General features: G+C 60.6%; 10 protein-coding genes. 2 read left to right on the top strand and 8 right to left on the bottom strand.

From position 1 onward, the window contains the following. Positions 1-10: 10 nt before the first annotated feature. From BMZ63_RS05130 to BMZ63_RS05165, 8 genes are all read right to left on the bottom strand, one after another. Complete coding sequence (locus tag BMZ63_RS05130; protein WP_091702591.1) at positions 11-3,256, bottom strand: PAS domain S-box protein; 3,246 nt, start codon at positions 3,254-3,256, stop codon at positions 11-13. Next, on the bottom strand, positions 3,249-5,495 hold the full coding sequence (locus BMZ63_RS05135; RefSeq protein ID WP_091702594.1) for an ATPase, T2SS/T4P/T4SS family: 2,247 nt from the start codon (positions 5,493-5,495) through the stop codon (positions 3,249-3,251). Before BMZ63_RS05135 ends, BMZ63_RS05130 begins: the two co-directional genes overlap by 8 nt. 9 nt (positions 5,496-5,504) lie before the next feature. Then, a complete protein-coding gene (locus BMZ63_RS05140) occupies positions 5,505-6,653 on the bottom strand; it encodes a sensor histidine kinase (protein WP_091702597.1) in 1,149 nt (382 codons plus the stop codon). Beyond that, positions 6,640-7,320: a GTP-binding protein gene (locus BMZ63_RS05145; protein WP_091702599.1), complete on the bottom strand. Its 681-nt coding sequence runs from the start codon at positions 7,318-7,320 to the stop codon at positions 6,640-6,642. The genes BMZ63_RS05140 and BMZ63_RS05145 overlap by 14 nt, the downstream gene beginning before the upstream one ends. Positions 7,321-7,336: 16 nt before the next feature. Beyond that, positions 7,337-7,861, bottom strand: coding sequence for a response regulator (locus BMZ63_RS05150; protein WP_091702602.1), 525 nt, complete (start codon positions 7,859-7,861; stop codon positions 7,337-7,339). Continuing rightward, complete coding sequence (gene nosR, locus BMZ63_RS05155) at positions 7,858-9,240, bottom strand: response regulator c-di-GMP phosphodiesterase, NosR family (RefSeq protein WP_091702605.1); 1,383 nt, start codon at positions 9,238-9,240, stop codon at positions 7,858-7,860. The genes BMZ63_RS05150 and nosR overlap by 4 nt, the downstream gene beginning before the upstream one ends. Continuing rightward, entirely contained in the window at positions 9,233-10,084 is an 852-nt protein-coding gene (locus BMZ63_RS05160) for an ATP-binding protein (protein ID WP_091702607.1), read from the bottom strand. The genes nosR and BMZ63_RS05160 overlap by 8 nt, the downstream gene beginning before the upstream one ends. A 195-nt stretch (positions 10,085-10,279) precedes the next feature. Continuing rightward, a complete protein-coding gene (locus tag BMZ63_RS05165) occupies positions 10,280-11,671 on the bottom strand; it encodes an MATE family efflux transporter (RefSeq protein WP_091702610.1) in 1,392 nt (463 codons plus the stop codon). A gap of 325 nt (positions 11,672-11,996) precedes the next feature. On the opposite strand from BMZ63_RS05165, the gene BMZ63_RS05170 reads away from it, so the two are divergent. Together BMZ63_RS05170 and BMZ63_RS05175 are read left to right on the top strand one after the other, a co-directional pair. Then, positions 11,997-12,872 carry an EamA family transporter gene (locus BMZ63_RS05170; RefSeq protein WP_091702613.1) on the top strand — a complete coding sequence of 292 codons (876 nt, stop codon included), beginning with the start codon at positions 11,997-11,999 and terminating at the stop codon, positions 12,870-12,872. 159 nt (positions 12,873-13,031) lie between these two features. Further along, positions 13,032-14,606, top strand: a complete 1,575-nt coding sequence (locus BMZ63_RS05175; protein WP_091702616.1) for a methyl-accepting chemotaxis protein — start codon at positions 13,032-13,034, stop codon at positions 14,604-14,606. The last annotated feature ends 65 nt before the right edge of the window (positions 14,607-14,671 follow it).

Raw genomic sequence — 14,671 nt, forward strand, 5'->3', positions numbered from 1 at the left:
CGTTCCCTGACTAGCCCCGGCTGAAGCGGATGCGGAAAGTGGTGCCCTGTCCGGGCCGGCTTTTCACACTGACTGTGGCACCGTGCCGGTCCAGAATCTTTTTGACAATGGCCATGCCGATACCGGTGCCGGCAAACCCGTTTTTCTGGTGCAGGCGCTGGAACGGGTGGAACAATTTTTCCGCGTAACGCTCGTCAAAACCGATGCCTTTGTCGCTGACCACCAGTGTCCACTGGTCTTTGTCGATGGCCTCGGCGGTCACGGATATCTCCGGCCTCTGGCCCGGTTCGTGGAACTTGATGGCATTGCTCAGCAGATTCTGGAACACCTGGCGCAGCTGGGTGGCGTCGCCGAAGGTGTCGGGCAACTCACCCATGTGTATCTGCGCGTTTTCCCGGGTAATGGTGGTTTCCATGTCCTGCAGGACTTCCTGGAAAATCCTGCTGGTATGGCAGGACACCATGGGTTTGGCGCGGGTGGTGACCCGTGAGTAGGTGAGCAGGTCTTCGATCAGATTCTGCATGCGCCCGGCGGCGGACTGCATGCGCCGCAGGTAGTCTTTTTCCTGTTCGTCCAGATGCTCGGAGCGGGACACCAGCCGGTCGGAGAAGGCCTGTATCTTGCGCAGCGGTTCCTGCAGATCGTGAGAGGCGACAAAGGCGAAATCCTGCAACTCCCGGTTGCTTCGCTCCAGCTCTTCCCGCACCTGACGGGAGGCGGTGATATCCTGGAAGGCGCCCTGCAGGCCGACGATCTGGCCGTCGTCATCTTTTACCGCGTGGCCAATAGCACGCACCCAGCGCAGCCGGCCCTCGGCGGTACGGATCTGCAGGTCTTCATCGAACGGAATGCCGGTTTCTGCCGTTGTCTGCACGGCATTGCGGATGCGTTCCCGGTGCTCGGGTACGTAGAATTTGATGGCGTCGTCCACATCCGGTGCCTGGCCGGGGGCCACTTCGTGGATGGCACACACCGCGTCGGACCAGGTGGATTTGCCGGTCTGGAGGTCCACCACCCAGCCGCCGATCATGGCCACTCTTTCCGCCATTTTCAGCAGGGCCTCGTTTTCCTTCAGCTTCTGCTCGATGCGCCGCTGTCCGGTGGTGTCCCGGGCCACCACGTAGATCAGGTCGTCCGCGCTGAGAATGGCGTTGATGTTAAGCCAGTGGTGGTTGCCGGCCCGGTCAATCACCTGAATCAATAGCTCGAAGACATCATTGCCCTCCAGCAGTGACTGTACCGCCTCCATGACTTGTGGATGATGCTCCGGGTGCACAATATCCATATAGGAGGTGCCAATCAGCTCGTCCCGGGAGTAGCCCAGGGTTTCTACAAACGTGTTGTTGGTCTCGAAGAAATGGGTGTTCAGATCGACAATGCAGAACATGTCCGGCGACAGGGAAAAGAACTGGTCCCGCTCCCGGGTCAGGGTTTCGGCGACCAGCTGGTCGCTGATGTCGCGGCCAACGCAGAACAGTGCCTGCTCTTCTGCGGACCACTCCGCGGACCAGGAAATGGTGATAATGCGCCCGTCCCGGTGAATCATGCGGTTTCGAAAGCCCGAGGTTTTGGCATGATCACCGGACACCAACAGGTCGATTTCCTGATCGCTGGGGGACCGGTCTTCCTGCACCAGCAGGTCATGGAAGTGGGTGCCCAGGAGTATTTCCGGCCGGTAGCCAAGAATGAGTTCGCAGGCGGGGCTGATTTGTATAAAGCGTCCGTCCCGGCTGATAGAACAAAGAATGTCCCGGGAGAACTCCACAATGCGCTCATTGGTTTTACGTAGTTTCCGCTCCTGCTGAAGATGAACATTCAGGGTTTCGTTCAGCTGCTTGAGCGACGAGGCGCGGTGCTCGGATTCACGCCAGTACTGGTGGCTGAGCATCACCAGGAAACTGAGGCCCAGCCCGCCGAACAGCAGTAGCGGCGGCAGATAGCGTTCGCCGGGTGGAAGCGTGTTTTGTGAAATGCTGATGTCGATGGTCCAGCGGGTGTCATGGTGGGCCTCCACCTGCCGGCTGACCAGTGGCAAGCGTTCGCTCTCCGGCACCTGGGGTGCGGTGTCCAGCACCGGATGGCCGTAGTTGGAAATGGTGATGATCCATTCCGGGTCAATGTGCCGGACCATAGCCTGGTAGGTGCTTTGCAGATCCACCACCGCGATCACAGACCAGGACAGGCCCGGCCGGGGCGTGACAGGAACGATGACAGCTGCGTGGGCACGGCCGTCTTCAGTGTCCATGGCGCGGCTCAGGTGGGCGGACCTGGACTGGATGATGTGTTCAAGCCGATCGTCGAAGCCGGGCCGGTTGAGGAACTCGTGCAGCCAGAAGCGGTAGGTCAGATCACGGGATTCGATCATTACCGGCCGGTGCTTGGGGTCCAGAATGGTGATCAGGCGCAGCTCGGGAAAATCCCTGAGGTAGCTGTTCACTTCCCGTTGCCAGAGTTCCTCGGTGGGCATACCACCCATGGTTTCCCAGCGCTCGGCCATTCGGCGGATCAGCGTCAGCTTGGCCACGTAGGTATCTGTGCTGGCGGCTTCCAGGGTATCGCCCAGGGCCTCGGCTCGTTGCAGCAGGTATTCGGTATGCTGCAGGCGCAGCAGGTGCCAACTGAGTGTGGTTACCAGAATGCTGGCCACACCCACGGCCACCAGCCCCTTGTAGGGTACTTCCTGTTTCTGGTGGAACACCCGGCCAAGAAATGGCAGTACAAGACCGGTCAGTGCCACCATCGGGCCCAGAATCAGGCTGCTCTCCGCGCGCATGCCCAGTGCGAAGGGGGGTACGGCATCATGCCAGTGGGAAAATACTGACAGCAGGCCGACCAGCACGGTGATGCCGCTGGCCAGCCCGCCAAGGCGCCAGCTGCGTGGCAAGCGGATGGCGGCAACAATACTCAGAGTGATCAGGCCGGTGACCAGCAGCAACAATGGATTAATGGCCCACTGCAGGGTTGCTTTGGCTGAGCCGGCCAGCGGCAGAAGGGTGAAGGCCAGAGCCAGAACCAGCGCGCTGCCGGCCAAGGTTTGCGACAGCCAGCCCCGGCGAAAAACCAGGGCGAGCAGGGCCAGACCGAAACACAGGGACAGCAGACCAACGCCGGGTTTTAGCCGGATATAGCCCGGGTTGCTGGGGTGGTTGGTTGCCAGGCCGTCAAACAGCACCACCACACCCATGGCGGCCAGGGCAATGGCAATAGCCATTACGGCGCACAGCCAGAATACCGTGAAGTTCCGTGAATTACGCATTCAACACCTGCGGCCCCAGCAGACGCAGTACTTCTTCCGGGGTGGTCAGGCCCTGGCGCAGTTTGTCCAGCGCGTCGTCCAGCAGCATCTGCATGCCCTGTTTCCTGGCCAGGGCTTCAATCTGCATGGCGCTGGCGCCTTCGGTAATGGCCGCGCGCAAAGCTTCATCCACGGTCAGTACCTCGTGCAGGGCCACACGGCCCCGATAACCCTTGTGGCATTTTTCGCAGCCACGGCCCCGGTAAAAGGTAAGTTCGGGGGCCAGGAACTGTGGGCCCAGCTGCTGCAGGACGTCTTTCGGGGCCGGCACCTCTTCCCGGCAATGGTCGCACACCTTGCGAACCAGCCGTTGGGCAATAATGGCCTCCAGCGCCGAGGCCACCACATAGGGCTTGAGCCCCAGGTCCAGTAGCCGCGCCACGGTGGCGGCGGCAGAGCTGGTGTGCAGGGTGGAATACACCAGGTGGCCGGTCATGGCGGCATGGAACGCCACATCAGCCGTTTCCTCATCGCGGATCTCGCCAAGCAGGATCACGTCTGGGTCCTGGCGCAGGATGGCCCGCAGGATGCTGGCGAAATTCAGCCCGATACGGTCTTTCACTGGGACCTGGCCGGCCATGTCCACGTGGAATTCCACCGGGTCTTCTATGGTCACGTAGTTCCGCTCGGCGCTGGCGTTGTGCTGCAGCAGAGCGTACAGGGTGGTGGTCTTTCCGCTGCCGGTGGGGCCGGTGGCCAGGATGATGCCCTGGGGCTTGGCGGTGACGTGCATTAGCCGTTTCAGGTTGTGCCCGGACAAACCCAGGTCGGTCAGCGACTGGGCCGAGGACTGGCGTTCCAGCACCCGCATGACCACCTTCTCGCCGTTGATGGTGGGCAGGGTGGAAATGCGCAGATCGACAATGCGCATGGGCGTTTTGACGGTAATGCGGCCATCCTGGGGGCGCCGGCGTTCGGTGATGTCCAGCTCGGCCATGACCTTGATGCGCGAGACCACCGACATCAACAGGTTGGTGGGAATGTGGATCTTGTCCTGCAGCACCCCGTCAATCCGGTAGCGCACCACCAGGGATTTGGTGCGCGGATGAATGTGGATGTCGCTGGCGCCCAGGCGCAGGGCTTCCAGGATAATGGCGTTCACCAGGCGGATGGCCGGCGGCTCCTCGGAGCTGCCCAGTAGCTGTTCCAGCGATTCCTGGTCGGAATCATCGTCCAGGACAATTTCGATGCCTTCGTACGGGTCATCGGTGCCCACTTTGGTGGCGATGTCGTCCAGGTCCTGGGTTTCGCCGAAGATCTCCGCCAGTTTGGCCTGCATCTGGCCGGTCTCGGCCAGCAGCGGGTGAATGGTGTAACCGGTCATGAAGCCCAGTTCGTCGATCAGGTTTACGTCCATGGGATCGACCATGGCCAGCCGCAAACGCTGGCCGCTGACCCGCAATGGCAGCACCAACTGGCGGGTGCAGATTTTCTGCGGAATCAGGGACAGCAGGCTCGGGTCCGGCTGAAATTCCCGCAGGTCCACCTCCTCGAACAGCATGTCGTCCCGCAACAGCTCGAATACCTTGCGAAAATCCACCCAGTCATGCTTTAACAGGGAGCGCACCACCGGGTTTTTCTTGCTTTGCATTTCCCGGTGCAGTTGCTGGATCTGCTGGGCGTTCAGCCAGCCTTTCTTGTGCAGGAGGATGGCCAGCTGGCTGCGGTTGGTGGCCGTCAGCTTGCTGATGGTGTCCAGGTCCTTGCTCTGCTTTTTGGTCTGCTGTTCCAGGGCCCGGGTACGCTGGATCAGTTCGTATTGTTCCAGCGCCAGGGCGATGGTCAGGCGGATGTCGTCGTCGTTCCAGGGCTTGAGGATGAAGCGGTACACCGCTCCGTCGCGGATCGAGCCCATTACCGCATCGGTATTGGCGTGGCCGGTGAGCATGATGCGGATGGTCTGGGGCCAGCGCTCACGCACTTCCCGCAGCAATTCACTGCCATTCATGCCGGGCATCATGAAATCGGTCATGATCAGCTCGACCGGCTGCTTTTCCATGATGGCCAGGGCTTCGGTGGCGCTGGAGGCAAACAGTAGCTCATAGTTTTCCCGGTGGAATACCCGTTTGAGCGAGGCCAGAATGTTGGGCTCGTCGTCCACCAGCAGCAGCCGGTACGGGGCCTTTTTCGGCTCCGCGCTGCGGCTGTCGCTGGGCTGGGCATCTTTGCCATAAAACAATGAGGCGTAGCGTTTGGCCATCCGGCTTCCTTAATTGATTGGTAGGGTCAGCAGCACCCGGGTGCCGGTGCCTTCACGGGAGTGTAGCTGCAATTGGCCGCCGTGGGCACGTACCGTGTCCTGGGCCACGGTCAGTCCCAGGCCGGTGCCGGAACCCACCGGGCGGCTGGTGTAGAAGGCATCGAAGACCCGGGGTCGGTGACTGTCGGCAATGCCGCAGCCGTTGTCCTGGATAATCACTTGCACGCTGCCGTTCTGCTCCAGGGTTTTCACCAGAATGCGGCCGTTGTCCTGGGGTTTGTCCGGGCTGCGAATGGCCTGGGCGGCGTTGTCCAGCAGGTTGAAAAAGGTTTGTGACAGGCGCGAGGGATGGCCCGAAATTTCCGGCAGGTCGTTCAGCTGCTCCATGATGTGCAGCCCGTGGTCGTATTCGGTTTGCACCAGGTGAATGGCGCTGGTGAGCAGGGCGTTGATGTTGCAGCGGGTGTAGTCGGCCTGGTCAATGCTGGAGAAGGTTTTCAGGTCCGCCACGATGTCGGCGATGCGGCCGGCGCCGTCGATGGATTCGTTCAGCAGGTCGTTGAAATCCGTGGCCAGCTCCCGGTTGTCCTCGGTGTCTGGCAACATGGCCTGCATTTCTTTCACGTAGTCCCGTGCCACCCGCAGATTGCTGCTGATAAACCCGATGGGGTTGTTGATCTCGTGGGCCACGCCGGCGGCGAGCTGGCCCACCGAGCGTAGCCGGGCGCTTTCATAAAGCTCCTGCTGGGTCTGGCGGATCACTCCCACCTGTTCGTCCACTTTTTGTTGCAGCTGGTCCGACAGCTCCCGATAGCGGGCTTCCGATTCTCGCAGGGCGTCATTCTGGCGCTGCAGTTCGGCGTAGCTGGCCTCGGTGGTGTCGTGGTGCAGGTTGGCGGCCAGCCGGTATTTGCCGATGAACATCATCAGGAACGATACCAGGCCGGCGGCGGCTGCCCGCTCCTGCTGATCCTTCCCGCCCGAGAGCCAGCCCACGGTTTCCAGGTTGAATTCCACCGGGGTGGCGTCCCCGCCCGGGTGGCTTTCGGTCAGGGTGATCGGGGCCTGGCACAGGGCGCTCAGGCTATGGTTCAGCCGCGCCAGCTGCTCATCGTTGAGCAGTTGGGTCAGGGTCGGGTCATCTTCAAAATTCAGCACCGGGCACCTCGCTGTCGCTGCTCCGGCTGAGCCGTTCAACAAATTGCCGGCGGTTGATGCCGTGGTCGGCCGCCAGATGGAATTCGTCGTCAACCACGGTATACAAGCGGTCGAGTAAAGTCCGGAAGGTGCGGATAACGCCCTCGCCTTTCAGTGCGGAGGCCATGATGAGCGGTGCCCAGGGTGTATCCGCCCACCAGCCCTGCAATTCGTCCTCGGCCACCACGTGGGGCAAATCCCGTTTGTTGAACTGTACGGCCATGGGCAGGGTGTCGATATCCAGGCCGACTTTTTCCAGGTTTTCTTCCAGGTTGCCGAAGGCAATGGCATTGTTGTCCTGCTGGTTGAGTTGCGAGTCGGCGACAAAGACCACCCCGTCAGCCCGGGACAATACCGCCTTGCGGGTGCTGTCGTGCTGGACCTGGCCGGGCACGGTGTAGAGCTTCAGGCGCAAATCCAGGCCAGACGTACCACGCAGACCGATGGGCAGCATGTCGAAGAACAGGGTGCGGTCGTCACGGGTTTCCAGCACCATTAACTCGCCCTTGCGCTCCGGGTTGAGCAGGGTATGCAGCTGCATCAGGTTGGTGGTCTTGCCGCTCAGGGCCGGGCCATAGAACACCACTTTCAGCGTGAGTTTGTTATCTTCCGGGCTGAAATCAGGCATGGGTGGTCACAGTCGTTCAGTCATGGTTCAGGATGACCGAGCCGTCGGCATCCCGGCGTACCCGGGTGATGCCGGGGCTGTCGGCTTCCAGGCGCAGCAGTTCTTCTTCCCGGGCCTTGAGTTCGGCCCGCTGGCGGTCATTTTCCTCGCGCAGGCGCTGGTTTTCCTTGTGCAACTGGTACAGGTCCAGCGCGGATTTGATCGCCGCCACCACTTCGTAATCGTCCCAGGGCTTGGACAGGTAACGGTAAACCTCGGCCTGGTTGATGGCCTTGATCATCGACGCCCGGTCGCCATAGGCGCTGAGCACCAGGCGGATGGCGTCCGGCTGTTTCTGCTTGGCGAACTGCAGGTAGGTCACGCCGTCGGCTGTGGGCATCTGGTAATCGGAGATGATCACCGCGTATTCGTGTTCCAGCAGTGCGCCCAGGGCATCCTCCACCTGGGTGAAGGTGTCCACCTGCCAGCCCTGGGGTTTGAGCAGCCGGCGCAGGCTGCTGAGGATGTTCGGTTCGTCGTCTACCAGTTGAATGCGGGTCATGCCGGGTTCTCCGTGTCGTCTTCGTCCTCTTCGGGCTCGCGCACATACAGGATGTAGCGATGCCCGTCCGGTTCGCCCTGTTCAAAGGCCGCCAGTTTCTCGATCAGCAGGGCGGTCAGCACCTTGCCTTCATTCAACAGCAGCATGCCGGACGCGGCATAAAGATTCCGGGCCAGTATCATGCCGGGTTTCAGGCGCAGGGTATCCAGTATTTTTACCGATGGGTCATCGTGGTCGATGTCCGGCGCCAGTTCCACCAGCATGTCGATGAAGCGGTCGACCAGTTCCGGGTCGTACAGGCGGTTGCGGTAGCGCTTGAGCAGTTTGATGGCGTTTTCCCGGGCGACTTTGCGCTGAAGAATCAGGCCCAACTGAAGCTCCACGTAATCCACGGCGATTTTCAGCAGGCGGGACTCGTAGGGAATCTGGTCGCCTTCCAGCCTGTCGGGCACGCCGTAGCCGTTCCATTTTTCCTGGTGGTGGCGGATGATCCGGGCGGTGTCTTTCAGCGGTTCCAGCGCCATCAACAGCTGCTCGCCGGTGACCGGGTATTTCAGGTATTCCAGCCGGTCGTCTTTTTTAAGCAGGTCGGATGGTGCAGCGAACAGGTCGTCTTTCCAACTCAGCTTGCCCAGGTTGTAAAGGGCACCGGCCATGGCCAGGTTTTCGGTGGCCTCTTTCCCCATCTCTGTGTAATCGGCAAAGGTTTTAACCAGATGGATCACCTTGGCATTGGGCCGGCGCTCGGCGGGGAGGCGTTTGTTGATCAGCGAGGAAAATACCTCGGTGGTGGTGACATAACTCTGGCGCAGTTCCTGATAGGCCACTTCCACCATGCCGGCGGCTTCTTCCAGCTCTTCGGTGCGTTCCTTTACCTTTTCCTCCAGGTTGGCGTTGAGCGCCTGCAACTCCTTGTTCTGTTTGCGGGTAAGCTTTTCCAGAGCCAGGCGGCGGCGCTCGGAGTGCTGGAAGGCAAGGGCCTGGCGGATGACCAGGCGCAGCTCGTCATCATCCCAGGGCTTGCTGATATAACGGTAAATCTGGCCGTCGTTAATGGCCGAGATGGTGGAGGTGATATCGGCATAACCGGTCAGCAGAATACGGATGCACCAGGGGTATTTCCGGCGGATTTCCGCCAGCAGGGTCGGGCCGTCCATGCCGGGCATGCGGGCGTCGGAAATCACCAGATCAAACTTCTGTTCGGCCAGCACCGCCAGCGCATCCTCGCCGGAGATGACGGTGGTCAGTTCCCAGGGCTCGCGCCTAAGCACCCGCTGCAGGCTGCGCAGGATATTTTCCTCGTCGTCCACCAGCAGCACTTTGGCGCTGGCCGGCAGTGGCGGGCCGTGTTTTTCCGGTGCCACGGTCTGGTCAGCCATCGTTACCTTGCTCCGGCTGATTTACCGGCAGGGTGATGCGAAAGCAGGTGCCGTGGCCCGGTGTGCTCAGGGCTTCGATCCGGCCTTTGTGTTTCTCCACAATGTTGAAGGACAGTGACAACCCCAGGCCCGTGCCCTTGCCAATGGGTTTGGTGGTGTAGAAAGGCTCGAAGATGCGGTTGAGGTTCTCCGGCGAAATGCCCTTGCCGTTGTCCTCGATTTCGATAATGGCCTGCTCGCCCTCATGGCGGGTACGAATAGTGATTTTCCCGAACTCTTCGATGGCGTGGGCGGCGTTAACCAGCAGGTTCATGATCACCTGATTGATTTGTGAAATGATGCAATCAATTTCCGGCAGATCGCCGAAATCGCGGATAATTTCGGCCTTGTACTTAAGCTCGTTGTTGACCACGTTCAGGGTGGTTTCAATGCCCCGATGCAGATCGGCCGGTTTGAATTCTTCGTCCTCGATGTGGGAGAAATCCTTCATGGCGGAGATGATGGTCTTTACCCGGTCAATGCCCTCGCGGGATTCGGCCAGCAGGTCTTTGAGATCGCTCCTGAGGTAGTCGTAGTCGATGTTTTTCTTGATCAGTTGCAGGTCTTCCAGTGACCGGGCGGAGTCGACCGCGTCGGTCAGCCTGAAGATGTCGTTAAGATACCCCTCCAGGCTTTGCAGGTTTGAGTAGATGTAACCCACCGGGTTGTTGATTTCGTGGGCCACGCCGGCCGCCAACTGGCCAATGGCCGCCAGTTTTTCCGATTGCAATAGCTGCCGGTTGGCCTGCTCCAGCTTGGCATTGAGACGTTCGTTCTCGGTTTGCGCAATGGCGGCTTCTTTCATGGCGGCACCTGCCTGTTATCGGCCATAAAACTGATCTGGATCAATTATAGGGTTTTGCCGGACGGAGTTTCGTAACGATTGGTATCCGGCCGGAAACCAATGCAATTCCGATAATTTAAGTGTTTCTTATCAGGAAGTGTAGCCGACAGCGGGCTGTTTTCAGCCTGAGGATCTGTATCGGTTTATGGGGATTTGTTACCGATCGTTGCGGGGGCGATAACGAAACAGGCGCCAACCCAGTAGCAGGCTGGCGGAGGTTAGGCCGGCGGTCAGGCCCACCCAGAAACCGGCGGCGCCCATGGCGGGCACCAGCCAGTCGGTGAAGGTGAGCACATAGCCTAGCGGCAGCCCCACGCCCCAGAAGGAAAACAGCATGATGAAAAACGGGATGCTGGTGTCTTTGTAGCCGCGCAGCGCACTGATGCAGGTAACCTGTAACACATCGGCAATCTGGAACAGGGCGGCGAAGGCCAGAAGGCGCACGGTAACGGCCTGAACATCCAGATCACCGGTGTAGAGTGCGGCAATCTGGCGGCCAAACACGAACAGCAGCGTGGCGAAGATCAGGGCAATGGCCGAGGCCAGAATCAACGAGCTGCGGGAAATCAGCCGGGCGGTGTTCGGCGCGCCCGCGCCGATCAGGAAGCTCACGCGCAGGGTCAGGGCCATGCCCAGGCTCAGGGGCAGCATGAACACCAGCGACACCACGTTCAGCGCGACCTGGTGGCCGGCCACTACCACCGGCCCCAGCGGCGCCAGGAACAGGGCAATGATGGCGAACATGCTGGCCTCGACAAAAATGGTGAAGCCGATGGGCACGCCAATGCGCAGGATATAACGAATGCCCCGCCAGCTGGGCCTGGCCCAGTCGGTCAGCAAATGAAACTGCTTATAAAGAGGGCTACGGTTCAGATAGACCAGCATGGCAATGGCCGCCAGGCTGTTGGAAATGGTGGTCGCCCAGCCGCAACCCACGCCGCCCATGGCGGGCAGCCCCAGCTTGCCGTAAATGAAGATGTAGTTCAGCGGCAGATTGATCAGGGTGCTCAGCACCGAAAACGCCATGATCACCCGGGTGTGCCCCAGGCCGTCGGTGAGCCCGCGCAGGGCGTTGATCAATAACAGGGCGGGGATGCCCCAGGCGAAGGCGTCCAGGTAACCCTGGGCAATATCGGCGGTTTGGGTGTCCAGCTTCAGCATGGACAGCACCGGGTGCACGTTGGTCAGCAGCAGAGCCATGATAATCGTACCGCCGCCGGCAATGTAGATGCCCTGCCAGGTGGCCGGCATGATCTTCTCAGTACGGCGGGCGCCGTTGTAGCCGGAGATAATGGGTTGCAGCGCACCCAACAGGCCCATGAAGAACAGGAACAACGGCATCCACAAACTGCTACCGATGCCCACGGCGGCCAGGTCCTCGGCACTGGCGTGGCCGGCCATGATGGTGTCGATCGCGCCATTGGCCATTTGCGCCAGCTGGGCAATCAGGATGGGGCCACCCAGCAGGGACAGGGTTTTCCATTCGGTCAGTGTGCGCCGTACCAGTGGCTGGCGCGTTTCCGGTAATGGCTGGTGGGTTTCATCCATGGTGCTGGCGGCTTGTTGGTGGTGAAGTGACCTTGTGGTCCTGAAAGGCGGGCATGATACCTGAAATTTGGTGCTGACGAGCAGTCGGGGGGACCTTTCCAAAACTGTCTGCAGCCAGGGATGGCTGCAGTCAAGCTTACGACCGCCATGGACGGCGGAAGTGCAGATTTTGCAGGAGCAAAAATCTGCCAGGGACGTACTTGCGGGGCGTGTTTTGGAAAGGCCTACCCGACTGCGCCTGCACCTGAAGTTTATTGTTCCGCTGGCTGTGCTTCAGCTCTAAATTGGGTATCGTAGCCGCCGTTTATTTCATGGCGAGGTCAACATGGCATTACTGGTACTGGTAACGGTTCTCTGGGCGTTTTCCTTCAGCCTGATTGGCGAATTTCTGGCCGGGCGGGTGGACAGCGATTTCGCGGTGCTGAGCCGGGTGCTGCTGGCGGCGCTGGTGTTCCTGCCCTTCACCCGCTGGCGCGGGATTCCCGGAGGGATGAAGCTCGGCATTCTGGTGACCGGGATGCTGCAGTTTGGCGTCACCTATCTGTGCCTCTACCGCTCCTTCGGCTATCTGTCGGTGCCGGAAGTGTTGCTGTTCACCATCTTTACCCCACTGTACGTCACCCTGGTGGACGATGCCCTGTCCGGGCGCTTCTCACCGGTGGCGCTGTTGGCGGCTGCTATTGCCACTCTGGGTGCAGGCATCATCCGCTATGACGGGTTGAGTGAAGACTTCCTGATTGGCTTCTTACTGCTGCAGGTGGCCAACTTCACCTTTGCCGCCGGTCAGGTGGGTTACAAGCATGTGATGGCCCGCTATCAGCTGGCGGTGCCCGGTTATCGCACCTTTGGTTATTTCTTCTTCGGGGCGTTGGTCATCGCCCTGCCATCGTTCCTGATTTTCGGTGATGCCAGCAAACTGCCGGCCACGCCCACTCAATGGGGCATTCTGGCCTGGCTGGGCCTGGCGGCCTCCGGGCTTGGCCTGTACCTGTGGAACCGGGGTGCCTGCGTGGTGGACGCGGGAACGCTTGCAGTGATGAACAACGCCCTGGTGCCCGCTGGCCTGCTGGTCAACCTGCTGATCTGGAACCGCGATGCCGACCTGCTCCGGTTGGCGCTGGGTGGTGGCGTGATCGCCTTTTCTTTGTGGGTGAATGCCCGTTTTCACCCGCGGGCGCGGCTGGCACCGGGAACCGATTGAGGGAGACGCACTAAAGAAGTGCGTGGGGCAACCGTTAAGGGCATATGACCGTTACACTAATGTGACAGTGCGTAACCGTTTCGGCATTTTAATGTTGTCGGCATGCCAGTAGGCTACGCACGCTCGAACCCGGCCGTTTCCCAACGAACTGAAGCTCCCATGCGCAAGAACCTGCCCGTTACCGAACGTGAGATCAACATACCCGAGGGTATGCGTCTGATCAGCACCACCACCCTGAAAGGGGTGATCACCTACTGTAACGATGATTTCGAGACCATCAGTGGCTATACCCGCGAAGAGCTGATCGGCCAGGCCCATAACCTGATTCGCCATCCGGACATGCCCCAGGCGGTATTCGCCGACATGTGGGAATACCTGAAGGCCGGCAAGGCCTGGATGGGGGTGGTGAAAAACCGGGCCAAGAATGGCGACCATTACTGGGTGAGTGCCTATGCCACGCCGATCTGGGAGAACGGTCAGATGGTGGGGTACGAATCGGTACGGGTGGCGGCCACCCGGGACCAGATCGCCCGTGCCGAGCGGTTGTACCGCAAGATCAATGTGGGTCGGCTGACGTCTGCCTGGCGGAACAAGGCGCTGTCCATGCTGCGTTCCGGCTGGCCATTTCTGGTGTCCATGGGGCTCAGCCTGGCTGCCCTTTGGCTTGGCTCGCCGGTGTTGGCGGCGGGGATTGTGGTGGGCTCCCATGTGCTGGCGTTCTGGCTGGTGTTTCATTCGCTGTCCCGGCGCCTGCAGGGGCTGCTGGACTTACGGCCGGATGCCTTCCAGGACCCGATTGTGGCCCGCACCTACAGCGATGAGCGGGGGCTGATGTCGCGTCTGGCGTTGTTGCTGGTCAGTGAGCGGGCGCTGATCCGGACCGCCCTGGCCCGGATTGACGATCAGGCGGAGCACCTGTTCGAGCAGGCCGGCGCCACCCAGGAGCATATCACCGAAGGTGCACAAGCCATTTCCCGCCAGCGGGCAGAAACTGAGCAGACGGCGTCCGCCATCAATGAAATGACGGCGTCCATCCAGGAAGTGGCGGAGTCGGTCACCACCAATGCCCGGGAGGCCGAACAGACCAATCAGCTGGCACACCAGGGCCGCGAGCGCAGTGGTGAGGCTTTGACGGCCATTGATGAACTGGTGCAGCGGGTGCATGGTATTGGTGAGTCGGTCAGTAAGCTGGGTGAGGCCACCCGTACCATTGGCGAGGCGGCGGATCTGATTACCGGCATTGCCGACCAGACCAACCTGCTGGCGCTGAACGCGGCCATCGAGGCGGCACGGGCCGGCGAACACGGCCGGGGTTTTGCCGTGGTGGCGGACGAGGTTCGGGCGCTGGCGCGGCGGACTCAGGAATCGACGGTGAAAATCCACGACGTGGTGGCCGATTTTCGCACCCAGGTGGATCACACCATAGCCGCTGTGCGCAGCGGTGAGGAGTTGGCCGGCAACGGTCTGGCGCGGGTACGGGAAGCGGCCGATTCCCTGGAAACCATTGCCGGTTCGGTGGACTCCATTTCCGACAGCTTTATCACCATGTCCGCGGCGTTTGAGCAGCAGAGCCAGGTGTCCGATGAAATCAACCAGCAGATCGTCAACATTGCCGGTCTGGCGGATCAGAGTGACGAGCAGGCGAAATCCGCCCGCCAGAGCAGCGATGAGCTCAGCCGCCAGGCCCGTGGCCTGAAGGACCTCATCGCCCGCTTTATCAGCCGCAATGGCTGATTTTCCACCTTGCGTTGAAAAAATCACCAGTTGATGCCCTTCCAGCACTGGCATAGATGTGCCAG

Origin of the sequence: Marinobacter persicus, assembly GCF_900114155.1 — a bacterium.
Classification (GTDB): Bacteria; Pseudomonadota; Gammaproteobacteria; order Pseudomonadales; family Oleiphilaceae; genus Marinobacter; species Marinobacter persicus.

Excerpts from the sequence above, each read along its gene's own strand:
- BMZ63_RS05130 (WP_091702591.1), bottom strand. The coding sequence starts at position 3,256 with ATGCGTAATTCACGGAACTTCACGGTATTCTGGCTGTGCGCCGTAATG.
- BMZ63_RS05135 (WP_091702594.1), bottom strand. The coding sequence starts at position 5,495 with ATGGCCAAACGCTACGCCTCATTGTTTTATGGCAAAGATGCCCAGCCC.
- BMZ63_RS05145 (WP_091702599.1), bottom strand. The coding sequence starts at position 7,320 with ATGCCTGATTTCAGCCCGGAAGATAACAAACTCACGCTGAAAGTGGTG.
- BMZ63_RS05150 (WP_091702602.1), bottom strand. The coding sequence starts at position 7,861 with ATGACCCGCATTCAACTGGTAGACGACGAACCGAACATCCTCAGCAGC.
- nosR (WP_091702605.1), bottom strand. The coding sequence starts at position 9,240 with ATGGCTGACCAGACCGTGGCACCGGAAAAACACGGCCCGCCACTGCCG.
- BMZ63_RS05160 (WP_091702607.1), bottom strand. The coding sequence starts at position 10,084 with ATGAAAGAAGCCGCCATTGCGCAAACCGAGAACGAACGTCTCAATGCC.
- BMZ63_RS05165 (WP_091702610.1), bottom strand. The coding sequence starts at position 11,671 with ATGGATGAAACCCACCAGCCATTACCGGAAACGCGCCAGCCACTGGTA.
- BMZ63_RS05170 (WP_091702613.1), top strand. The coding sequence starts at position 11,997 with ATGGCATTACTGGTACTGGTAACGGTTCTCTGGGCGTTTTCCTTCAGC.
- BMZ63_RS05175 (WP_091702616.1), top strand. The coding sequence starts at position 13,032 with ATGCGCAAGAACCTGCCCGTTACCGAACGTGAGATCAACATACCCGAG.